Genomic DNA, 21,351 nt, shown 5'->3' on the forward strand with positions numbered 1-21,351 from the left:
CCATGCACCCCCCCTATATAGCCGGCAAGGCCGCGTATCGGCCAATTCCAAACCCGGGGAGCCCGGCCCGAGGGCCGCGGAGCCGCCTGCCTGCAGGGACTCCACAGGGCTTGCTGAGACAAGAGGTAGACAGACAAATGGCAAAAGTAATCGGTATCGACCTCGGCACCACCAACAGCTGCGTTGCAGTGATGGATGGCGCGAGTGCCAGGGTCATTGAGAATGCCGAAGGCGCCCGAACCACCCCGTCGATGGTCGCCTTCACCAAGGATAGTGAGCGGCTCGTCGGTCAGCCGGCCAAGCGCCAGGCAGTGACGAACCCCGAGGGCACGCTGTTTGCCGTCAAGCGCCTGATCGGGCGGCGCTTCGAAGACCCGATGGTCGAAAAGGACAAGGGCCTCGTTCCCTTCCGCATCGTCAAGGCCGACAATGGCGATGCGTGGGTCGCGATCAACGGCGACAGCTATTCGCCCAGCCAGGTCTCGGCGATGGTCCTGCAGAAGATGAAGGAAACCGCCGAGAGCTATCTCGGCGAGACCGTGACGCAGGCCGTCATTACCGTTCCCGCATACTTCAACGATTCTCAGCGCCAGGCGACCAAGGATGCCGGCAAGATCGCCGGCCTCGAGGTCCTGCGCATCATCAACGAGCCGACGGCGGCTGCACTCGCCTATGGGCTCGACAAAAAGAATACCGGCACGATTGCTGTCTACGACCTCGGCGGTGGTACCTTCGACATCTCGATCCTCGAGATCGGCGACGGCGTCTTCGAGGTGAAGTCGACCAATGGCGACACGTTCCTTGGCGGTGAAGACTTCGACATGCGCCTCGTCGATTACCTCGCCGACGAGTTCAAGAAGGAGCAGGGGATCGACCTCAGGAACGACAAGCTCGCCCTGCAGCGCCTCAAGGAAGCGGCCGAGAAGGCCAAGATCGAGCTCTCGTCCTCGACGCAGACCGAGATCAACCTGCCGTTCATCACGGCGGACGCGAGCGGTCCCAAGCACCTGACGCTGAAGCTGTCGCGCTCCAAGCTCGAAAGCCTCGTCGACGATCTCATCCAGAGAACCATCCAGCCCTGCCGGCAGGCGATGAAGGACGCCGGCGTCACCGCCGCGCAGATCGACGAGGTGGTGCTGGTCGGCGGCATGACCCGCATGCCCAAGGTCCAGGAGGCGGTCAAGCAGCTGTTCGGCAAGGAGCCGCACAAGGGCGTCAATCCGGACGAGGTGGTCGCCATGGGCGCCGCCATCCAGGCCGGCGTCCTGCAGGGCGACGTCAAGGACGTGCTGCTCTTGGACGTGACCCCGCTGTCGCTCGGCATCGAGACGCTGGGCGGTGTGTTCACGCGCCTCATCGACCGCAACACCACGATCCCGACCAAGAAGGGCCAGGTCTTCTCGACCGCCGAGGACAACCAGTCGGCCGTGACCATCCGCGTCTTCCAGGGTGAACGCGAAATGGCCGCCGACAACAAGCTGCTCGGCAATTTCGACCTTGCCGGCATTCCGCCGGCCCCGCGCGGCGTGCCGCAGATCGAGGTGACGTTCGACATCGACGCCAACGGCATCGTCAACGTCTCGGCCAAAGACAAGGGCACCAACAAAGAGCAGCAGATCCGCATCCAGGCGTCGGGCGGCCTTTCGGACGCCGATGTCGAGCGCATGGTCAAGGAAGCCGAGGCCAATGCCGAGACCGACAAGAAGCGGCGCGAGACGGTCGAAGTCCGCAACCAGGGCGAGAGCCTGATCCACTCGACCGAGAAGTCGCTGAACGAATATGGCGACAAGGTCACTGAGGCCGAGAAATCGGCCATCGAGACCGCGATCGCCGACCTCAAGGGCGTGCTCGAAGGCGAGGATGCCGAGGCGATCAAGCAGAAGACCGGCGCGCTGGCAGAAGCCTCGATGAAGCTTGGCGAGGCCATGTACAAGGCCAGCCAGGAAGAGGCCGAAGCCAAGGCCTCGGGCGACGCTGGCAATGACGAGGACGTGGTCGACGCGGACTTCGAGGAAGTCAAGGACGACGACCAGGGCCAGAAGTCTGCTTGAGGCTCGACGTTTCACGTGAATCGAAGGCCCGGGAGCGATCCCGGGCCTTTTTGTTTGCCGGTGCCCCCTTTTGCCACTCCCTTTGGAGGAGAGGTCGGATCGCAAACGATTCCCGGCGAGGACGCCTCGTGCTCTTTGGGCTGTCAAAGACTGCCGGGTGCGGTTGAATCGTCACACCTGCCTTGCTAAGGGAGCGGTCGGTCCTGGTTTCTAGGGTTTTCGGGCCGCGCTGCCCCTTGCAGGCCGGGCGTTTCGTTGCCATCTAGGCTGGAGATTTCGACGCGACGGTCTGTCCGGCGCGAGAGTGGTGTTACGCGCTGCAGAAGACGGTGCGAGGAGAGCGGTTCTTGTCCAAACGCGATTTCTACGAAGTTCTTGGGTGTCAGCGGCAGGCTGACGAAGCAGCCCTCAAGAGCGCCTACCGCAAATTGGCCATGCAGTTCCACCCGGACCGAAATCCCGGCAATGCCGATGCCGAGTCCAAGTTCAAGGAAGTCAACGAAGCCTACGACACCCTCAAAGATCCGCAAAAGCGTGCCGCCTACGACCGGTTCGGCCACGCCGCCTTCGAGAACGGTGGGCGCAACGGCTATTCCGGCGGGTTCGGACCCGAATTCACCTCGTCGATGTCGGACATCTTCGAGGACATCTTCGGCGACTTCATGGGCGGCGGCGGCACGCGCGGCCGGCAGGGCGGTGCCTCGCGGCTGCGCGGCTCGGACCTCAGGTACAATCTGGAGATCACCCTCGAAGAGAGCTTCCTCGGCCAGACGGTCGAGATCGACGTGCCGACACTCGTTTCCTGCACCACCTGCGAGGGATCGGGGGCCAAGCCCGGCACCGGCACCCATACCTGCCGGCAATGCGGCGGCCACGGCAAAGTACGCGCCGCGCAGGGGTTCTTCACCATCGAGCGTACCTGCCCCGTTTGCCAGGGGCGCGGCGAGATGATGGACGAGCCCTGCACCGATTGCGGCGGCCAGGGCCGGCGCCAGCAGAGCCGCAAGCTTTCGGTCGACGTGCCCAAGGGCATCGAGGACGGCACGCGCATCCGCCTTGCCAATGAGGGCGAGGCCGGCATCAGGGGCGGTCCGCCGGGCGATCTCTACATCTTCGTTTCCATCAAGCCGCACGAGCTCTTCCACCGCGACGGGGCCGACCTCTATGCGCGCGTACCGATCGCCATGGCCACGGCGGCGCTCGGCGGCGAGTTCGAGGTGCCGACGCTCGACGGGGCGCGAGCCAAGGTCAAGGTCGCTCCCGGTACGCAGCCAGGCCAGCGTGTGCGCCTGAAGAGCAAGGGCATGCCGGTCCTGCGCAGCAAGGATACCGGCGATCTCTACGTGCAGCTCGACATCGAAACCCCGCAGAATCTCTCCAAGCGCCAGCGCGAGCTGCTCGAGGAGTTCGCGCGCCTGACGACCGAAGAGACCAACCCGACCTCGGACGGGTTCTTCGACAAGCTCAAGCGCATGTTCGAGGCTTAGCTTCCGCTCCGCTGAGAGACCTCTCGGACGTGCGGATGTGCATGATATGGCCACAGGCACCGAGTTCACCTCGCCCCTTCGGGGAGAGGTCGGTCCGAAGGACCGGGTGAGGGGCCCTTCCGCTACCCCGCCAGCCCGTGCTCTCTCGTCAACTCCTCCAGATCCACCAGCGGACGCGCGCCGATGTGGGAGATGACTTCGGAGGCGGTGAGGCATCCCATGCGCAAGGCGGACTCCAGCGGCTGGCCGCGGGCGATCCCCAAAAGGAACCCGGAGGCGAAGAGGTCGCCGGCGCCGGTGGCATCGACGACCTTGTCGACCGGGAAGGCCGGCACCGAGACGATCTCGCCGTTCATGACCGCCATGGCGCCGTCGCCGCCCATGGTGACGGCGGCAAGCTCGGCGTCCTGGGCGATGGCGCGCACAGCCTCGCCGAGGTCATCGGTCTGGTAGAGGGATTTTACCTCGTTGACGTTGGCGAAGACGCAGTCGATGGTTTTCGAGCGGATGAGATCGAGGAACTCGGCGCGGTAGCGGTCGACGCAGAACGGGTCCGATAGGGTGAAGGCGGCCATGCGCTCGTGCTTGTGGGCGTAGTGCGCGGCAAGAACGAAGGCCTTCTTGGCCTCGATCGGGTCCCAGAGGAATCCCTCCATATAGGTGATGGAGGACGCGCCGATCTCCTCTTCGAGGATGTCGGTTTCGGTGAGCTGGTGGCAGGCGCCGAGATAGGTGTTCATCGTGCGCTCGCCGTCGGGGCTCAACAGGATCATCGAACGGGCGGTGGCGGCGCCATGGATGAGGCGGCTGGTGGTATAATGGACACCGATGAGATCGAGGTCGCGGGCGAAGACGTCGCCGAGCTCGTCCTCGGCCACCTTGCCGACAAAGGCTGCGCGCCCACCAAGGCTGGCAACGCCTGCTGCGGTGTTGGCGGCGCTGCCGCCGGAGATCTGCTGCTTGACGGCAGGCATGCGCGAATAGAGATAGGCCGAGCGCTCGACGTCGACCAGGTGCATGATACCTTCCGAGAGGCCCTCGGCTTCGAGGAACCCGTCCTCTATGGGCGCGATGACATCGACGATGGCGTTGCCGATGGTCAGGACGTCGAAGCGGGTTCCGGCCATGCGGCAACTCCTCGGCTGTCAGAAAACCCTCATGGGTTTAATGCAAAGCGGCAGGCGCCGCAACGCAAAGGGTTCCGGCTGTTCGCTCATAGCCTCGCGCGCAAACCCCTCACGAACTGATCCGTGACAGCGGCAACCAGCGCCTCCTCATCGACCGCATCGATCCGGGGGATCTGCCGGTCGAGAAGAAGCATGGCAAGGCCGTGGACATGGGCCCAGGCACTCACGGCAGCGATACGGGCAGTATTTTCCTCGAGGGCCCCGCCCTCGGCAATGGCGGCCTTGAGGCGGGCGAAGGCTTCCCGGCCGGCCAGCCCGATGGGACTGTCGGGGCCGGCATCGGTCGCAGCGCCGAACATCAGCCGGTAGAGCCGTGGATTGGCGCGGGCAAAACGGACATAGGCGCGCCCGAGCGCCGGCAGTGGGTCCCCGACGGCCTTGCTCCACGCATCGTCTAGATCGGCGGCCAGCTTGCCGAACCCGTCAGCGGCAACGGCGGCGAGAAGCTCGCCGAGGCCGGCGAAGTGTCGGTAGGGCGCGGCCGGCGACACCCCTGCGCGCCTGGCGATCTCGCGCAGGCTCAAGCGCTCGGGCCCACCTTCATCAAGCATGTTGCGGGCGGCGGCGATGAGCGTTCGGCGCAGATCGCCGTGGTGGTAGGGCGGTATTACTGGTCCAGGCCGGTCAGATGTTGACACTGCTAACTTTCGCTGCCATTTATGCTAACACTGTTAACATCAATGCGGTCGTCGCAACAACCGGAATGTGGAGAACTCATGCTCGACCTGGTTCTCGCTTATGCACACCACCTGGCAGTGTTCAGCCTCGTCGGGCTGATCTTTGCCGAATTCGTCATCCTGCGCCCCGGTCTCTCGGGCAAGCGTCTCGCGCATCTGGGCGGGCTCGATGCCGCCTATGGCGCAGCCGCCATGCTGGTGCTGATCGCCGGGTTCTCCCGAGTCTTCTGGGGCACGGCGGGTTCGGGATACTATTTCCCCAATCCGGTGTTCTGGACCAAGATCGCGCTCTTTATCGCCGTCGGCATCGTCTCGATCTTCCCCACGCGCGCCATAACACGCTGGCGCAAGGCGGCCCGGGCCGATACCGGATTCGAGCCCCCGGAGGCGGAGGTGCGATCGGCGCGACGGCTGATCCACATCGAGATGGGGCTCCTGGCGCTTATTCCGCTGGCTGCGGCCGCCATGGCGCGCGGGTTCGGGCTTTAGGAGGCCCTCGCCTTGGACAATGGTGTCTTGGGCTCATAGCGGCACCATTGCGCAATGGCACAGCGCCAGCATTCTGGCTTTCGCGCCTTGCACACGTACCGCCCGTGCAGAATCAGCCAGTGGTGGGCGTGGAGAAGGTATTTTTCCGGCACCGTCTTCATCAGCGCCTGCTCGACGGCGAGCGGAGTGCTGCCAGGCGCCAGACCGGTTCGGTTGCCGACACGGAAGAGGTGGGTATCGACGGCGATCGTCGGTTGCTTGAAGAAGATGTTGAGGACAACGTTGGCGGTCTTGCGGCCAACGCCGGGCAGGGCCTCCAGCGCCTCGCGGGTCGAGGGCACCTCGCCGCCGTGCTCGTCGATGAGCTTGCGGCTCAAGAGAAAAACGTTTTTCGCCTTGTTGCGATAGAGCCCGATGGTGCGGATATGCGCCTCGATGCCCTCCTGACCCAGAGCAACCATGGCGGCGGGCGTCGGGGCGATCTGGAACAATTGACGCGTTGCCTTGTTGACACCAACGTCGGTCGCCTGCGCCGAGAGGACGACGGCGACCAGCAGGGTGAAGGCGTTGATATATTCCAGCTCCCCCTTGGGCTCCGGATCGATGCGCTCGAAGGTTGAGAAAATCGATTCCACGTCGTCCGCCGGAAGCGGGCGGGGTTTTTTTACCGATGCCATTCTCTCGCCTTCAAAGTTGGGGCTATACTGATTTCGAAAGTTGTTTGGCAATGCAACCCACCTCCGCTCCGCTGTTCGCCGCCGTCCTGACACCGCACCGGTCGATGAGCCCGAAAGGGATCGCCGTAGTGACGGGGCTGGTGCTCGTACTCGTGGCGTTGCCGGGTCTGATGCTCCTCTCGATCGGCGCATGGCCGGTGATCGGCTTCATGGGGATAGACGTCCTCGCCATTGCGGCCGCGCTCTGGTTGTCTCTGCGGCAGGCCAAGCGGCGTGAGGAGGTCACCGTCTGGCCCGGCCGGCTGGAGATCGTTTCCATTACGCCCAAGGGCGACGTCGCCAAGGCCAACTTCAAGCCCACGGCGGTCAGGCTCGTCATAGAGCGCGATTACGACGAGCGCACCACAGGTTTGAAGCTCAAGAGTGCTGGGGCCGATACCGAGATCGGCGCTTTCCTCACCGCCGACGAAAAGGCTAGCTTTTCCAAGGCACTCGGCACGGCTCTGCGTCGGGCACGAGCTGAGTCGGTGACGTCAAAACCGGGTCGCCAGCACTAGGCCTGTTCCCTTAAAGTGGTGGCATGAACAAGCTCATGACTGCCATACCTCAAACCGACTACGAGACCGTGCAAGCCGCGATCCGCTATCTCAGCGAGAACGGGCCGGACGTCGCCAACCTCGAGCGATTCGCCCGCGCCATCGGCCTTTCCGAACGGCAGCTGACCGACCTCTTTCGCCGTTGGTGCGGGTTGAGCCCCAAATCCTTCGCCCAGGCGGTGGCCCTCGACCACGCCAAATCACTGCTTGCCGCGCAGGAAAGCGTGCTCGACACGACCTACGAGGTCGGACTCTCCTCGACTTCGCGCCTGCATGATCTCTTCGTTGCCTATGAGGCCATGCCTCCAGGCGCCTTCCGCGCCAAGGGGGAGGGCATCGACATGGTCTGGGGCGCCGCGCCTTCGCCCTTCGGCACGGCCGTTGCCACCATGACCGACTACGGCATTTCCGGCCTCGGCTTTGCCGACGAAAAGGTGACGGTCGAGCAGGCCTTCGAGGACCTGGCCAACCGCTGGCCCAATGCGCGCTTCACCCGCGACGACGCCAAAGTCGCCCCGGTCATTGCCCATATCTTCGATCCATCGCGCTGGTCGGCGGACCGCCCGGTGCGGGTGGTGCTGATCGGCACCGACTTCGAGGTCCAGGTCTGGGAGACGCTCCTCAAGATCCCGGTCGGCAAGGCGACGACCTACGCACGGGTCGCCAACCATATCGGCCGTCCCACGGCCTCGCGGGCGGTCGGCGCAGCAGTCGGCAAAAATCCGATTTCCTTCGTCGTGCCCTGCCACCGCGTCGTCGGCACCTCGGGCGCGCTCACCGGCTACCATTGGGGGGTACCGAGGAAACGTGCCATCCTTGGCTGGGAAGCAGGTGTGGTGTCGGCCGCCCACTGAGCCAGCGATTCACGTGAAACGCTCCGCGTCAAGCGGAGCGAATCACTGTTCCACGTGAATCAGCGTCCTCGCGCACGGCGCGATTCGACCGCAAACCGCATGCGCCATCTGCCTGTCTCGCATCCCGGCCTAAGCCGCCACCTTCTCGGCCAGCTCACCCTTCGCGCCGATCCGATAGATGGTCGGCTCGCCAGTCGCGATCTCGCGCTTGACAATCTCCTCGGGCGACAGACCCTCGATGTCCATGACCATGGCGCGGAGCGAATTGCCGTGGGCGGCGATGAGCACGGTCTTGCCGGCCTTGAGGTGCGGCAGGATTTCGGCCTCGTAGTAGGGCAACGTCCTGGCGGCGGTGTCCTTGAGGCTTTCCCCGCCTGGAGGGGCGACGTCGTAAGAGCGGCGCCAGATATGCACCTGCTCCTCACCCCATTTGGCGCGGGCGTCATCCTTGTTGAGCCCGGCGAGATCGCCATAGTCGCGCTCGTTGAGCGCCTGATCGCGGATGATGGTCACGTTCTCGATGCCCATCTCCTCGAGCATGAGGTCGAGGGTCGACTGGGCGCGCTTCAACGCCGACGTATAGTAGAGGTCGGGCACGATGCCGCGGGCCTTCAACAGCTTGCCGGCGGCGCGGGCTTCCTCCACGCCCTTCTCGGTCAGGTCCGGATTGCGCCAGCCGGTGAAGAGGTTCTTCAGGTTCCACTCGCTCTGACCGTGGCGCACGAGGATCAGTGTTCCGCTCATCTCAAATCTTTCCTTGATGCGTTGTTAGAGACCGAGCACATCGGCCATGGAATAAAGCCCTGCGGGCTTGCCGACCGCCCAGAGCGCTGCCTTGACGGCCCCGTGGGCGAAGATCGTCCGGTCTTCGGCGCGGTGGCTGAGTTCAATGCGCTCGGCGGGACCGGCGAGGATCACCGTATGGTCGCCGACCACCGTGCCACCTCGCAGCGTTGCAAACCCGATAGTTCCTTCCCCGCGGGGACCGGTATGGCCATCGCGCACCCGCACGGATTTTTCAGCCAGCGCGATCTTGCGCCCGTCCGCTGCCGCCTCGCCCAGAAGCAGGGCGGTGCCCGAAGGTGCATCGACCTTGCGGGCATGGTGCATCTCGAGAATCTCGATGTCGTAGTCCGCGAGTGCGGCGGCAGCCTTCCGAACGAGTTCGGCGAGGAGGTTGACGCCCAGGGAGAAGTTGCCGGATTTGACGATGACCGCGCCGCTTTCTGCGGCCGCCGCGATTTCGGCGTCCTCCTCGGGGGTGCAGCCAGTGGTGCCGATGACGTGGATCAAGCGGAGTTCCGCGGCCCGGCGGGCAAGCGCCACGCTCGAGGTTGGGGTGGTGAAATCGAGAATGGCGTCGGCACCGGCAAGGGCGGCTTCGACGTCGCCGGTGATCGGAACGCCCAAGGGCGCGATGCCGGAGTGGCTGCCCGCATCGGCGTCGAGGGCCGAGGATTCGGGGCGGTCGAGGGCTGCGTGGATCGCAAGCCCCGGCGTTGCCGCAACTGCCTTGATGTTGGTGGCGCCCATGCGCCCGCCAGCTCCTGCCACCACCACCTTCAGTTCCGCCACGCGTCCACTCCTATGTGTCGGAGCGCAATGCGATTTGATGGAATCAAATCGCGCGCTCTAGCTTGTTGTTGTCGCGGGATTGTCTGCAAAAAAACCGGTTCCCATCCCGGATCAAGTCCGGGACAAGCTTTTTTTTGCATCCCGCTCTGGGCCGCTATAGCAGCGGTGGGGCGGAACGCCAATCCTACCCTGCTCATGTCGCGCCGAACATGTTATCTCTTGGGCATATCACCGCAATTTTCCGGCACGTCCTGCGCCGCGGTCCGGCGCGGCCAAGGGTCCGCAAGGTGCCGCAGAAGAAACGGAGAGGATGCCCATGCCGATCACCAATGCGCTCGCTGGAATCGCGGTCGAGGACATCGCGGCGGCGATCGTCTTCTACGAGCGACTGTTCGGACGGCCGGCGGATGCGCGGCCGATGTCCGAGGTCGCCGAATGGAAGTTCTCGACCGGCGGTTGGGTGCAGGTATTCACCGATGCCGATCGGGCAGGGTCCTCGCTCGTCACTCTCATCGTCTCGGACCTCGCCGAAGTGCTCGATGATCTCTCCATCCAGGGCATCACCCCTGTTGCCAAGCGCACTGGGGACTTCGCCAAGACGGCGATCTTCCGCGATCCGGACGGCAACCAGCTGGTGTTCAGCCAGACGCTGCGCAACACCTATTGAGGTTCAAGCTTCAAGCCAGCCGCGTGCCGCCAGACATCTCATCCAGGATCGCGCGCGCGGCCGCCGCCGGATCGGACGCGGCCACGATCGGGCGAGCGACGACGAGGTGGCTAGCGCCGGCGGCAATCGCTTCGCGCGGGGTCATCACCCGCTTCTGATCGCCGGCCGCCGAACCCGACGGACGGATGCCGGGTGTGACGATGGCGAGCCTTTCCCCGACAATGCCGCGCACCATTTCGGCCTCGTGGGCGGAGGCAACCACCCCGCCGACGCCGATATCGCGCGCCTGGGCGGCGCGCAGCATGACAAGCCCGGCCGCATCGCGGCCATAACCCGCCTCGGCAACGTCGGCGTCGTCCATCGAGGTCAACACGGTCACACCGAGAACGGTCAGCCCCGAGCCTTCGGCGCCGCGGACGGCGGCCTTCATGGCCTTGGGATAGGCGTGAACAGTGAGCATCGCCGCACCCGTTCCGGCGACGGCGGCGACGCCCTTTTCCACCGTGTTGTCGATGTCGAGGAGCTTGAGATCAAAGAACACCTGCTTGCCGGCGGCGATCAGGGCCTTGCCCAGAGCCAGGCCGTCGCCCCCGTAGAAGAGCTGGTAGCCGATCTTATATAAAGAGACTGTCTCCCCAAGCGCTTCGACCACCGCCTCCGCCTCGCCGCGTGTGTCGACGTCCAGCCCGACTATGAGGTGCGCGCCCAAGATTGCCTCCGATGTGATGGATCGGACAGTCCCTGTCATATTCGCGGCCGGGGCGCAATCCCCCGGGGGTGCTATGAAGGCATAGAAAGCCCGGCCTTTGCCCTACCGACGGGTCCGAGATGCGTGTGGCCGAAGGCGGTCGGATATTTGAGGCCGTCGGACCCGAGGGACCACCCGGCCAGCGCCAGCAGCACGGGCAAAGCATAAGAGTGGAAGACGTTGTAGGCGACGGCACCGAGCCTGGTTCCGGCCGCATAGGCGAGGAAAGAGAGGTCGGGGGCAAGGAACAGCACCAGGTAAAGCCACCAGGCGCCGCCGTCGAAGAAGAAACCGATGGTCGCCGCGAGAAAGACCGCGAGCCCCTCCGCCCGCACGATCTCGCGCGCCATGCCCGTCACGTAGCCATTGCCGCCATTCGCGCTCATGCCGTCCCCCTTTGCTCTTTGCAGTAACAATAGCGGCAGGCGGCGGAAAGTCACCTGGCCTCACTCGGCACCGCTGGACATCGCGCACGAGCGCGCTTACCAAGGCGCCTTCTCGTTCTTATGGCACCATAGTATCTTTCATGCAGGCCCAAGCCCTTTCCGCGACCGTTGCGTGGCTCCGCCTCGAGCGCGCCTATGCCGAATACGGCAATGCTTTGCGCAGGGCATTCGGGGTGACGCCGCTGCAGCTCTCAATCCTCGTCATTCTTTCCGAACGGCCGGCGTTGCCGCTTGCGGCCCTGCGCAAGGCCCTGGTGATGCATGCGGCAACGTTGGGTCAGGCGGTCGACGAGATGCGCCGGATGGAGCTCGTCACCGTGCGCTCCAACCCGGAGGACCGGCGGGCGCGGATGGTAGCGATGACCGACAAGGGCCGGGAAGTGCTGGAGAACGCGCCTAAAGCCGGGCCGGTGCGCCTGCGAGCGGAAACGACCGATCCGGCGCGGCTAGATGCCTTAACCGCGGCGCTGACCGACGCGGTCGACCTCTTCGGGCTCGCGGCGTGGCTGCCGGAGACCGCTGACGGCCGGTAATCCCCTGCTATGGCGTCATAGTAACGCCGGATCGAGGGCTTCCATCGCCACCCAGTCGCAGACGAGGGCAGGGACGGCAAGATCGAAGACGAAGGCATTGCCACCGCCGGGATCGGCCATGCGGCGCTGATCCTCATCGCGGGCGATTGCGCGACCGCCGCAATGGCATTTGAGCAGAGTTCCGACCGCGCCGTGGCCGCAAAAGACGGTGATCGCGCCGTCGGGCACCGTTGCCAAAGCGCGGCGAACGGCGGCAACGATGCGGGCTTGCGCGTCGCGTGCGCGCTCCCAGCCCTCGATGCTCTCATCGGGATGAGCAAAGAAGCGGTCGGCGGTTTCCTCGAAGCGCTGCGGCTCCATGTAGCCGGTTGCCGAGCGGTCGTTCTCGCCCATGGCCTCGTCGAAGGCGATGCGCGCGCCGATCGGCGCGGCGATGATCCGCGCGAGTTCCATCGCCTTGGCTTCGGTGCTGGAAAAGATCGCGGCGTTGGCGGGCAGGATGTTGCGGGCGGCGAAGGCCTGCGCCCGCTCGCGACCGCGATCGGAGAGGCCCCAGCGCGGAGTCGGCACCGCCGGGTCGATCACGACCTGCGGGTGAGTGATGTAGAGCGCGCGGGCCATCAGGCGCTGCCGCGGCTGAACTGGGTCAGCTCTTTGACCATGGTATCGACCTTGCGGATGATAGCGGGCTCAACCGGATCGCCGTTCTCATCGAACGCCTCTTCGGCTGGACCGATGCCGAGAAGGGTCGGGACGATCAGGGTGCCGACTTTGGTCAGCGAATCACGCAGGTGCGAGAGGGACCAGATGGTGCCGTACTTGCCCGATGACACGCCGCCGATACCGAAGACGGCGTGCCGGAAGGGGCTAGGCCTCTGACGGGAGAGCCAGGTGACCATGTTGACGGTCAAGGGCGCGACCCCGCCATTGTACTCAGGTGTCGCGATAAAGACGATATCGTGAGTGCGCCAGAGTTCGGCGAGGCGCACGGCCGCCTCGGGCACGTTGTCGGGCTCGAAGTCCTCGTTGAAGAGCGGCATGTCGAAATCGGCAAGGTCGAGCTCGCTGACATCGACCCCGGCTTGCGCCAGCTTCCTGCCCACATGCTTTTGCAGAATGCGGTTCCACGAGCCCTGGCGGATGGAACCGGAGAGTGTGAGGGCGGTCGGCATGGATGTTCCCAGCGGCGTTTAAAGGGACAACCTTCTTGCCCTGTTCGTCCACACCGAACAAGTGCGCCAGGGTGAACGGTGCTTTGAACATGCGCGATAGGTCGTCCGGTCACACCCGGCGCAGCCGCACCTCTTCGATGAGATGGCTTTTTCCTTTCTTGAGGATCAGGTCGGCACGCCCGCGTGTCGGCTGCACGTTGTCCTTGAGGTTCTTGAGGTTGATCGTCTCCCAGACACGCCGCCCATAGGCGCGGGCCTCTTCCTCGCTCAATTGGCTGAAGCGGTGGAAGAAGGAGGACGGATCGCGGAAGGCCGTCTCGCGCAGCCGGAAGAAGCGTACCATGAACCAGTCGAAGAGGTCGTCTTCGTCGGCGTCGATATAGACGGAAAAGTCGATGAAATCGGAAGCGAAGAGGATGGACTTGCCGGTCTTGGGCAGCTCACCGGGCTGGAGGATGTTGAGGCCCTCGACGATGAGGATGTCCGGCCGGTCGACAATGACCTCTGCCCCCGGCACGACGTCATAGACGAGGTGGGAATAGACGGGCGATGCGACATTGGGCTTGCCCGACTTGATATCGGCGAGGAACGAAACGAAGCGGGCGCGGTCGTAACTCTCGGGAAAGCCCTTCCTTTGCATCAGCCCGCGCTCCTCGAGCACGGCATTGGGGTAGAGGAAGCCGTCGGTCGTGACGAGATCGACCTTGGGCGAGGACGGCCAGCGGGTGAGCAGGGCCTGCAGGATACGGGCAGTGGTGGACTTGCCGACGGCGACCGATCCGGCAACTCCGATGATGAACGGCACCTTCTCGACGGGTCGGCCGAGGAAGCGGGTCGAGACTGAATGCAGACCCTGGACCGCCTCGACGTAAAACGAGAGGAGGCGCGTCAAGGGCAGATAGATCTCTTCGGCCTCCTTGAGGGAGATCGGATCGGAGAGCGAACGCAGCCGCTCGAGATCGGCCTCGTTCAGCGTCATCAGTTCGCCGTCGCGCAGCTTGCTCCACTCGGCCTTGGTGAAATGGTGGTAGGGCCGAAACCCCGAGGCGCTCTTATCCATCTTCACTCCGGCTTGCGGGCGGCTTTTTCGGCAAGGCCTGATTGGGCGGTGCGGGTTTCGAGCTCGGCCATGACCTGCGCCAGCGGCACATCGGCGGCGCGCAGCACGACGGTGAGGTGGTAGAGCACATCGGCCGCTTCCTTGACGAGCTCGGGCTTGTCGCCGGTGACGGCGGCGATCACCGCCTCGGTCGCCTCCTCGCCGAGCTTTTGGGCACATTTGGCGACGCCCCGCGCTAGGAGCTTAGCCGTGTAGCTCTCTTCGGGCGAGGCGGCGGCGCGCACGGCAATGCGCGCTTCGAGGTCTTCGAGGGTGAAGGACATGCTGGCTATCCCCTTCTTGCCGGGGTCACAGGATGGTCATGGAGGGGTTAGAGCAAAATCGGCGGAAACCGTCACGCGCTTCTTTGGTCTCACGCAGCGAGCTTGTCCATGCGCACCGGGATGCCATGGTCGGCAAGGTACTGCTTGGCCTCGCCGATGGTAAAGGTGCCGAAGTGGAAGATGGAGGCGGCGAGCACGGCACTGGCATGTCCCTCGCGCACGCCGTCGACCAGGTGGTCAAGGGTGCCGACGCCGCCCGACGCGATGACCGGCACATCGACCGCATCGGCGATCTCGCGGGTCAGCGCGAGGTCGAACCCGGCCTTGGTGCCGTCTCGGTCCATGGAGGTGACGAGGAGCTCGCCAGCGCCCAGCTCGACCATACGCGTGGCGAACTCGACGGCGTCGAGCCCGGTCGGGTTGCGCCCACCATGGGTGAAGATCTCCCATTCGGACCGGTTGTCGCCGCCGACCGCTTGGAAGAGGCGCTTCTTGGCATCGACGGAGACGACGATGCACTGGTTGCCGAACTTGTCGGCGGCCCGGGCGATGAAATCGGGGGCGTTGACCGCCGCCGAATTGATCGAGACCTTGTCGGCGCCCGAGAGCAGGAGCTTGCGGATATCCTCGATAGTGCGCACCCCACCGCCGACGGTCACCGGCATGAAACAGTGCTCGGCGGTGCGCGCGACAACGTCGAAGATGGTGTCGCGGTTCTCGTGGCTGGCGGTGATGTCGAGGAAGCAGAGTTCGTCAGCCCCGGCCGCGTCGTAAGCGATGGCCGCCTCTACCGGATCGCCGGCATCGATAAGATCGACGAAGTTGACGCCCTTGACGACGCGGCCGTCCTTGACGTCGAGACAGGGGATGATGCGGGTCTTCAAACTCATGAACAGGGCTCCGCGTGGATAATCACGCCGACTGGGCGCCGGTGCGGCTGACGGAGTATATAGGCGATCCGGCGTCGTCTGTGAAATCCCGGTCACGCGACCCGCTGCCGGCGACGCCAGACAAGATAGTGGGCGACAAGGACGAGGAGCCAGATGGCCAGCCCCATCGCACCCATCGGCAAGGTCGCCAGCATGAACCAGCCCATGACGAACATGGTATAGAGCGTCGGGCCCCAGTCGCCGTCACCGATCATGCAGACATGGATGCTGCCCTCGTCGAGATCGCAACCATTGGCCTCAGCCAGCCAGCCGGCAATCGCCACACTCGCCACCGGCGAGAGGGCGAAGGCGAGAATGAGGACAAGGACAAGCACATAGACGATCCACGGGAACCGCCGGCGTTTGGTCCCCGCCACGCTCACACCGCGGCCTTCAGCATGGCCAGTGCTTCACGTGAATCAATGCGCCCGTCATAGAGGGCGCGTCCGGAGATGGCGCCTTCCAGTACCTGGTATTCGGGCCGCGTCATCGTCTCGATGTCAGCCATCGAAGCAAGACCGCCCGAGGCGATGATCGGAATGGAAACCGCGCGGGCCAATTCGAGGCTTGCCGGCCAGTTGATGCCGGCAAGGATGCCGTCGCGATCGATGTCGGTATAGATGATCGCGGCCACCCCTGCGCCTTCGAAGCGCCTGGCGAGCTCGATCACCGAAAGCTCCGAGGTCTCCGCCCAGCCCTCGACGGCGACCATGCCGCCGCGCGCGTCGATACCGACGGCAACCTGGCCGGGAAAGCGCCGGGCGGCTTCCTTCACCAGAGCCGGGTCACGCACGGCGACAGTTCCGAGGATCACGCGGGCAAGGCCCTTGTCAAGCCATGCCTCGACATGGTCGAGGGTGCGGATGCCGCCGCCGAGCTGGACGGGCAGGCGCACTGCGTCGAGGATCGCATCGACCGCCTTGCCGTTGACGCTCTCGCCGGCGAAGGCGCCGTTGAGGTCGACGACGTGAAGATACTCGAAGCCCTGATCCTCGAAGCTCTTGGCCTGGGCGGCGGGATCATCATTGAAGACGGTCGCTTGCGCCATGTCGCCGAGCTTCAAACGCACGCACTGGCCGTCCTTGAGGTCGATGGCAGGAAAGAGAATCATCCGGCGTAGCTCCGCGCGCCTGGCTCCACCCCCTCCCATCCTCCCCCATCATGGGGGAGGTGTCCGGTCGGTGGCTCACGCTCAATAGCGCCACATACACAGCATCCCACCTCCCCCCTTGTGGGGAAGGTCGGGAGGGGGAACCTCAAGGAACGCACAATCATGGTGCCCACTTCAGAAAGTTTTCGATCAGCTTCAAACCCAGGGCCTGGCTCTTTTCCGGGTGGAACTGCGTGCCGAACAAATTATTGCGGCCAACGCACGCGGTCACCGGACCGCCATAGTCCGCGGTGGCGAAAAGCGTCGAGTCATCGGCGGTCTTGAGGTGATAGGAGTGGACGAAATAGGCATGGAGGCCCTGCGGTCCATCGGCGATGCCGGCGAGCAGGGGGTGCGGGCGGGTGAAGGACAGGGTGTTCCAGCCCATGTGCGGGATCTTCAGGTCCGGATTGGCCGGCGTCAGCTTCTCGACTGCACCGGCGATCCAGCCGAGGCCGGGGGTCACCACCTTCTCGCGGCCCTCGTCGGCCATAAGCTGCATGCCGACGCACACCCCGAGAAAAGGCGTGCCCCTGCCGATGACCTTTTCCTCAAGGGCCTCGCGCATGCCTGAGACGGCGTCGAGCCCGGCCTTGCAGTCGGCGAAGGCGCCGACGCCGGGCAGCATGATGCGGTCGGCCGAACGCACGGCGTCGGGATCGGCGGTGACGAGGATCTGCGGTCCGTTGTCGAGATCCGCGGCGACCCGCTCGAAGGCCTTGGCCGCCGAGCGCAGATTGCCCGCGCCATAGTCGATAATGGCGACGACGCTCATCGCGGCGCCCCGAGCTTCAGCCAGACGAGGCGCGCTGTGTCGGCGGCAGGAGCGGTGAGATCCTCGCGATAGCGCCAACCGCTGCGCTTGAGAGCTGCCCGCCGGATGGAGGAAGCGGCAAAACCGAGCCAGGCGGCGAGGAGCACGTAGAGCCAGAAGACTGCGCCCGACCCGATATAGAGGCCGGCATATTCGAGAGCGACGACCGCGAGAACGAAAGCGATGAGCTCGAGCCAGAGACCGTGTCGAACGAAGAACACCGGCGGGAGGAGCGCCGCGAGCCAGGAGAAGCTCTCGGCGACCGCGACGGGGGCTTCATCGGGCCGGCCGAACCGGGACTCGAACATGGCGTAGAGGGTCATTGCTTGTCTCCGATGACGGGCTTCCGGCCGGCAACTGTGGTGCACTTAGAGCAAAAATCCCAGGGGTTAAAGGCCCCCTCACCCTGTCCCTCTCCCCGAAGGGGCGAGGGGACCCTGTGGATGTGCACGATAAAAGCACGAACACCGAGTTCACCTCGCCCCTTCGGGGAGAGGTCGGCCCTTGCTACGCAAGGGACGGGTGAGGGGACCTTCGCCGGATTAGCAGGAGTGCTACAGCGTGCCCTTGGTCGAAGGGACGCGATCGCTGGCGCGTGGATCGATCTCGACGGCCTCGCGCAGGGCCCGGGCGAGCGCCTTGAAGCAGCTCTCGGCGACATGGTGGTTGTTGTCGCCGTAGAAGGTCTCGAGATGGAGCGTGATCCCGGCATTCATGGCGAAGGCCTGGAAGAACTCGCGGAAGAGCTCGGTATCCATCTCGCCGACCTTGTCGCGCGTGAACTCCACCTTGAAGACGAGGAAGGGCCGGCCGGAGACGTCGACGGCGCAGCGGGTGAGGGTCCCGTCCATCGGCAAGTCGCAGCTCGCATAACGGCGGATGCCGGTCTTGTCGGCGAGCGCCTGGCGGATGGCCTGGCCGAGCGCAATCCCCACATCCTCGGCGGTGTGGTGGAAATCGATATGGAGGTCCCCCTTGGCGCGCACCGTGATGTCGACCAGCGAGTGCCGGGCGAGCTGGTCGAGCATATGGTCGAGAAAGCCGATACCGGTTTCGATGTCGTGCGTGCCGACGCCATCGAGATTGACCTTGACGGCGATGTCGGTCTCGTTGGTCTTGCGGACGATCTCTGCGGTGCGCATCGGGTTCCCCTTGCAGGCAGGCGCGTGGTGCTTAGCATTTGCGTGCCAAGGGATAAAGATCGAGTGAATAGGTAAGTGCGGTTGATGCTGCGCGCACAGTTGCCGAAGTTGCATTCGCGCGGACCGCGCCTAAATAGGTGACAACAGTTCAGGAGTTTTCCCCCAGATGAGTGACAGCAATTTCCCCGGCTGGCACGGGACAACCATCGTCTCGGTGCGCAAGGGCGACAAGGTGGTGATCGCCGGCGACGGGCAGGTCTCCATGGGCCAGACGGTGATGAAGCATGGCGCCAAGAAGGTGCGCCGGCTGGCCGGCGGCAAGGTGATCGGCGGCTTTGCCGGCGCCACGGCCGACGCCTTTACCCTGTTCGAACGGCTCGAAGCCAAACTCGAGCAGTATCCCGAGCAGCTGATGCGCGCGGCCGTCGAGCTCGCCAAGGACTGGCGCACCGACCGGTACCTGAGGCGCCTCGAAGCCATGATGATCGTTGCCGACAGGAACGAGACGCTGGTCTTGACCGGTACCGGTGACGTGCTGACCCCCGATCACCAGGTGACTGCCATCGGTTCGGGCGGCAACTACGCGCTTTCGGCTGCGCTTGCGCTTGCCGAGTCGACGGAGCTCGATGCCGAGGAGATCGCGCGCCGGGCGATGAAGGTCGCCGAGCAGATCTGCGTCTATACCAACGGCAATGTGACGCTGGAAGCGATCGAGCTGAATACGTGACCCAGGCGATCCGCAGGCTGACGGGCGATGATGTCGGAGCCTATCGGGCGATCCGCCACGAGGCGCTCGTCAACCATCCGGAAGCCTTTGCCTCGACGGCCGCAAACTTTGCCAAGCGGAGCGACGGACAGCTCAAGGAGCTCCTCGACAGTCTTGCATTTTTCGCGGCCGAAACCACTTCTGGAGAACTCGCCGGGATCGTCGCTTTCATGCGCAACGACGGCGAGAAGGAATTGCACCGGGGCTGGATGGTCCAGGTATATGTGCGCCCGCAAATGCGCGGCACCGGCTGCGCGCTCGCCCTCGTCGAGAGGCTTCTCGACCACGCCCGGCACCACGTCATCCAGGTGCATCTGGGGGTGGCAACCCACAACGAGCCGGCGCTCCGGCTCTACAGAAAGGCCGGTTTCGAAATCTACGGAACCGAACCGCGTTATCTTTTCGTGAACGGTCGATTCATCGACGAACACCTGATGGTGCGCTTCCTGGACCGTTAGCGGCACGCCGAAAAGTGGAAGCCGGTTTTCGGCGGAAGCGACGCGGCACACAACACCTACCGGTCCAACAGCAAGGCACCGCGAGAAAGCGACACACATGAGTGAAACCAATTTTTCCCCGCGCGAGATCGTTTCAGAGCTCGACCGCAATATCGTGGGTCAGAAGGACGCCAAGCGCGCGGTCGCCGTGGCGCTGCGCAATCGCTGGCGCCGCCAGCAGCTCTCGCCGGAGTTGCGCCAGGAAGTGACGCCCAAGAACATCCTGATGATCGGGCCGACCGGCGTCGGCAAGACCGAGATCTCGCGCCGGCTCGCCAGGCTCGCCCAGGCGCCCTTCGTCAAGGTCGAGGCCACCAAGTTCACCGAGGTCGGCTATGTCGGGCGCGACGTCGAACAGATCGTGCGCGACCTCGTCGAGGCAGGCATCTCGGTGCTGCGCGACAAGCGGCGCCGGGACGTCGAGGCGCAGGCGCACCAGAATGCCGAGGAGCGGGTGATCGATGCGCTGGTCGGCCAATCCGCGACGCCCTCGACGCGCGATTCCTTCCGCAAGAAGCTGCGCAGCGGGGAGCTCGACGACAAAGACATCGAGATCGAGATGGCCGCGGCTCCCGGCGGCATGCCCATGTTCGACATTCCCGGCATGCCCGGAGCCAATGTCGGCATGATCAACCTCTCCGACATGTTCGGCAAGGCGTTCGGCCAGCGCGGCGTCAAGCGCAAGATGAAGGTCAAGGACACCCACGAACTGCTCGTTGCCGAAGAGGCCGACAAGCTGCTCGACCAGGAGCAGTTGAAGAGCGAAGCCATTGACCTCGTCGAGAACCACGGCATCGTCTTCATCGACGAGATCGACAAGGTCGCCGCCCGCGAGGGCGGAGTCAGCGGCGGGCCCTCGCGCGAAGGCGTGCAGCGGGACCTCCTGCCCTTGATCGAGGGCACGACCGTTGCGACCAAGTACGGACCGGTCAAGACCGATCATATCCTCTTTATCGCTTCGGGCGCCTTCCACGTGTCCAAGCCTTCGGACCTGCTGCCCGAGCTGCAAGGGCGTTTGCCGATCCGTGTGGAACTGAGGGCCCTGACCCGCGAGGATTTCATCCGCATCCTCAGCGAGACCGACAACAGCCTGATCAAGCAGTATGTGGCGTTGATGGGGACCGAAGGCGTGACGCTCGACTTCACCACGGACGCGATCGAGGCCATCGCCGACGCGGCGGTCAGGGTCAATTCCAGTGTCGAGAACATCGGAGCGCGACGCCTGCAGACAGTGATGGAGCGGCTGGTCGAAGACATCTCGTTCGAGGCCCCCGACAAGGCGGGCGAGACCGTCGCCATCGACAAAGCGTTCGTCGAGCGGACCGTGGGCGCGCTCGCGGCCGATACGGACCTCTCCAAGTTCGTGCTCTAGAGCTTTTCCTGCTCCGATTGTATCGGAGCGGGAGCTCTAAACTATTGAATCATCGCGTTCGAACCGCAAAAGTGGTGTCCACTTTTGCTGAAAACGCTCTAGGTCGTAGTGACAATTTAATCGACCTAGGGATTCCCCT

At 64.5% G+C, this 21,351-nt stretch carries 27 protein-coding genes; 10 read left to right on the plus strand and 17 right to left on the minus strand.

From position 1 onward, the window contains the following. The first annotated feature begins 137 nt into the window (after positions 1-137). A complete protein-coding gene (gene dnaK, locus QQK18_RS27225) occupies positions 138-2,051 on the plus strand; it encodes a molecular chaperone DnaK (protein ID WP_284343568.1) in 1,914 nt (637 codons plus the stop codon). A gap of 347 nt (positions 2,052-2,398) precedes the next feature. Beyond that, positions 2,399-3,538 carry a molecular chaperone DnaJ gene (gene dnaJ, locus QQK18_RS27230; RefSeq protein WP_284343569.1) on the plus strand — a complete coding sequence of 380 codons (1,140 nt, stop codon included), beginning with the start codon at positions 2,399-2,401 and terminating at the stop codon, positions 3,536-3,538. Positions 3,539-3,660: 122 nt separating this feature from the next. Here dnaJ and QQK18_RS27235 read toward each other — a convergent pair whose 3' ends face one another. After that, complete coding sequence (locus QQK18_RS27235) at positions 3,661-4,665, minus strand: adenosine kinase (protein ID WP_284343570.1); 1,005 nt, start codon at positions 4,663-4,665, stop codon at positions 3,661-3,663. Positions 4,666-4,751: 86 nt separating this feature from the next. Beyond that, on the minus strand, positions 4,752-5,363 hold the full coding sequence (locus QQK18_RS27240) for a TetR/AcrR family transcriptional regulator (RefSeq protein WP_284343571.1): 612 nt from the start codon (positions 5,361-5,363) through the stop codon (positions 4,752-4,754). A gap of 78 nt (positions 5,364-5,441) precedes the next feature. On the opposite strand from QQK18_RS27240, the gene QQK18_RS27245 reads away from it, so the two are divergent. Next, a complete protein-coding gene (locus QQK18_RS27245; protein WP_284343572.1) occupies positions 5,442-5,891 on the plus strand; it encodes a DUF2214 family protein in 450 nt (149 codons plus the stop codon). Here the strand turns inward: QQK18_RS27245 and nth are convergent. Further along, a complete protein-coding gene (gene nth, locus QQK18_RS27250) occupies positions 5,888-6,568 on the minus strand; it encodes an endonuclease III (RefSeq protein ID WP_284343573.1) in 681 nt (226 codons plus the stop codon). The two genes, QQK18_RS27245 and nth, sit on opposite strands and share 4 nt — an antisense overlap. 50 nt (positions 6,569-6,618) lie before the next feature. Here nth and QQK18_RS27255 point away from each other — a divergent pair, with 50 nt between their 5' ends. Together QQK18_RS27255 and QQK18_RS27260 are read left to right on the plus strand one after the other, a co-directional pair. Further along, on the plus strand, positions 6,619-7,125 hold the full coding sequence (locus QQK18_RS27255; RefSeq protein WP_284343574.1) for a DUF2244 domain-containing protein: 507 nt from the start codon (positions 6,619-6,621) through the stop codon (positions 7,123-7,125). A 23-nt stretch (positions 7,126-7,148) separates the two neighbouring features. Continuing rightward, on the plus strand, positions 7,149-8,018 hold the full coding sequence (locus QQK18_RS27260) for a bifunctional helix-turn-helix domain-containing protein/methylated-DNA--[protein]-cysteine S-methyltransferase (protein ID WP_284343575.1): 870 nt from the start codon (positions 7,149-7,151) through the stop codon (positions 8,016-8,018). Positions 8,019-8,147: 129 nt separating this feature from the next. Here the strand turns inward: QQK18_RS27260 and QQK18_RS27265 are convergent, their stop codons facing one another. Both QQK18_RS27265 and dapB read right to left on the minus strand, forming a co-directional pair. Beyond that, on the minus strand, positions 8,148-8,762 hold the full coding sequence (locus QQK18_RS27265) for a 2,3-bisphosphoglycerate-dependent phosphoglycerate mutase (protein ID WP_284343576.1): 615 nt from the start codon (positions 8,760-8,762) through the stop codon (positions 8,148-8,150). Between the two features lie 24 nt (positions 8,763-8,786). Beyond that, the gene (gene dapB / locus QQK18_RS27270; RefSeq protein WP_284343577.1) at positions 8,787-9,593 is read right to left on the minus strand and encodes a 4-hydroxy-tetrahydrodipicolinate reductase; all 807 of its coding nucleotides are present in this window, start codon (positions 9,591-9,593) and stop codon (positions 8,787-8,789) included. 316 nt (positions 9,594-9,909) lie between these two features. Between dapB and QQK18_RS27275 the strand changes: the two genes are divergently transcribed. Next, positions 9,910-10,260: a VOC family protein gene (locus QQK18_RS27275; RefSeq protein WP_284343578.1), complete on the plus strand. Its 351-nt coding sequence runs from the start codon at positions 9,910-9,912 to the stop codon at positions 10,258-10,260. A 10-nt stretch (positions 10,261-10,270) separates the two neighbouring features. On the opposite strand, the gene pyrF is transcribed toward QQK18_RS27275, so the two are convergent. Together pyrF and QQK18_RS27285 are read right to left on the minus strand one after the other, a co-directional pair. Continuing rightward, positions 10,271-11,008 carry an orotidine-5'-phosphate decarboxylase gene (gene pyrF / locus QQK18_RS27280; RefSeq protein WP_284343579.1) on the minus strand — a complete coding sequence of 246 codons (738 nt, stop codon included), beginning with the start codon at positions 11,006-11,008 and terminating at the stop codon, positions 10,271-10,273. 32 nt (positions 11,009-11,040) lie between these two features. Beyond that, entirely contained in the window at positions 11,041-11,394 is a 354-nt protein-coding gene (locus tag QQK18_RS27285) for a DUF4260 family protein (RefSeq protein WP_284343580.1), read from the minus strand. Positions 11,395-11,534: 140 nt separating this feature from the next. Here QQK18_RS27285 and QQK18_RS27290 point away from each other — a divergent pair, with 140 nt between their 5' ends. Beyond that, the gene (locus QQK18_RS27290; RefSeq protein WP_284343581.1) at positions 11,535-11,987 is read left to right on the plus strand and encodes a MarR family transcriptional regulator; all 453 of its coding nucleotides are present in this window, start codon (positions 11,535-11,537) and stop codon (positions 11,985-11,987) included. 15 nt (positions 11,988-12,002) lie between these two features. Here the strand turns inward: QQK18_RS27290 and QQK18_RS27295 are convergent, their stop codons facing one another. The 10 genes from QQK18_RS27295 to hisB form a co-directional block, all read right to left on the minus strand. After that, positions 12,003-12,608 (minus strand): histidine phosphatase family protein, encoded by a 606-nt coding sequence (locus tag QQK18_RS27295; RefSeq protein ID WP_284343582.1) that lies wholly within the window; start codon positions 12,606-12,608, stop codon positions 12,003-12,005. Next, on the minus strand, positions 12,608-13,159 hold the full coding sequence (locus QQK18_RS27300; RefSeq protein WP_284343583.1) for an NADPH-dependent FMN reductase: 552 nt from the start codon (positions 13,157-13,159) through the stop codon (positions 12,608-12,610). The genes QQK18_RS27295 and QQK18_RS27300 overlap by 1 nt, the downstream gene beginning before the upstream one ends. Positions 13,160-13,268: 109 nt before the next feature. Next, positions 13,269-14,219: a type I pantothenate kinase gene (gene coaA, locus QQK18_RS27305; RefSeq protein WP_284343584.1), complete on the minus strand. Its 951-nt coding sequence runs from the start codon at positions 14,217-14,219 to the stop codon at positions 13,269-13,271. A gap of 2 nt (positions 14,220-14,221) precedes the next feature. Continuing rightward, positions 14,222-14,542: a phosphoribosyl-ATP diphosphatase gene (locus tag QQK18_RS27310; RefSeq protein ID WP_284343585.1), complete on the minus strand. Its 321-nt coding sequence runs from the start codon at positions 14,540-14,542 to the stop codon at positions 14,222-14,224. 89 nt (positions 14,543-14,631) lie between these two features. Beyond that, the gene (gene hisF, locus QQK18_RS27315; RefSeq protein WP_284343586.1) at positions 14,632-15,432 is read right to left on the minus strand and encodes an imidazole glycerol phosphate synthase subunit HisF; all 801 of its coding nucleotides are present in this window, start codon (positions 15,430-15,432) and stop codon (positions 14,632-14,634) included. Positions 15,433-15,524: 92 nt separating this feature from the next. Further along, positions 15,525-15,848, minus strand: coding sequence for a hypothetical protein (locus QQK18_RS27320; RefSeq protein ID WP_284343587.1), 324 nt, complete (start codon positions 15,846-15,848; stop codon positions 15,525-15,527). A gap of 2 nt (positions 15,849-15,850) precedes the next feature. Then, positions 15,851-16,582, minus strand: coding sequence for a 1-(5-phosphoribosyl)-5-[(5-phosphoribosylamino)methylideneamino]imidazole-4-carboxamide isomerase (gene hisA, locus QQK18_RS27325; protein WP_284343588.1), 732 nt, complete (start codon positions 16,580-16,582; stop codon positions 15,851-15,853). A 160-nt stretch (positions 16,583-16,742) separates the two neighbouring features. Next, positions 16,743-17,396 carry an imidazole glycerol phosphate synthase subunit HisH gene (hisH, locus tag QQK18_RS27330; protein ID WP_284343589.1) on the minus strand — a complete coding sequence of 218 codons (654 nt, stop codon included), beginning with the start codon at positions 17,394-17,396 and terminating at the stop codon, positions 16,743-16,745. Beyond that, positions 17,393-17,758, minus strand: coding sequence for a DUF2628 domain-containing protein (locus QQK18_RS27335; RefSeq protein WP_284343590.1), 366 nt, complete (start codon positions 17,756-17,758; stop codon positions 17,393-17,395). The genes hisH and QQK18_RS27335 overlap by 4 nt, the downstream gene beginning before the upstream one ends. A 231-nt stretch (positions 17,759-17,989) precedes the next feature. Further along, the gene (hisB, locus tag QQK18_RS27340) at positions 17,990-18,577 is read right to left on the minus strand and encodes an imidazoleglycerol-phosphate dehydratase HisB (protein WP_284343591.1); all 588 of its coding nucleotides are present in this window, start codon (positions 18,575-18,577) and stop codon (positions 17,990-17,992) included. A 166-nt stretch (positions 18,578-18,743) separates the two neighbouring features. Here hisB and hslV point away from each other — a divergent pair, with 166 nt between their 5' ends. From hslV to hslU, 3 genes are all read left to right on the plus strand, one after another. After that, positions 18,744-19,304, plus strand: coding sequence for an ATP-dependent protease subunit HslV (gene hslV, locus QQK18_RS27345; protein ID WP_284343592.1), 561 nt, complete (start codon positions 18,744-18,746; stop codon positions 19,302-19,304). Continuing rightward, the gene (locus QQK18_RS27350; RefSeq protein WP_284343593.1) at positions 19,301-19,801 is read left to right on the plus strand and encodes a GNAT family N-acetyltransferase; all 501 of its coding nucleotides are present in this window, start codon (positions 19,301-19,303) and stop codon (positions 19,799-19,801) included. The genes hslV and QQK18_RS27350 overlap by 4 nt, the downstream gene beginning before the upstream one ends. A gap of 97 nt (positions 19,802-19,898) precedes the next feature. Further along, complete coding sequence (gene hslU / locus QQK18_RS27355) at positions 19,899-21,212, plus strand: ATP-dependent protease ATPase subunit HslU (RefSeq protein ID WP_284343594.1); 1,314 nt, start codon at positions 19,899-19,901, stop codon at positions 21,210-21,212. Positions 21,213-21,351: the final 139 nt, after the last annotated feature.

The sequence above is a fragment of the Devosia nitrariae genome (genome assembly GCF_030160115.1).
In the GTDB taxonomy this organism is placed as follows: Bacteria; Pseudomonadota; Alphaproteobacteria; order Rhizobiales; family Devosiaceae; genus Devosia; species Devosia nitrariae.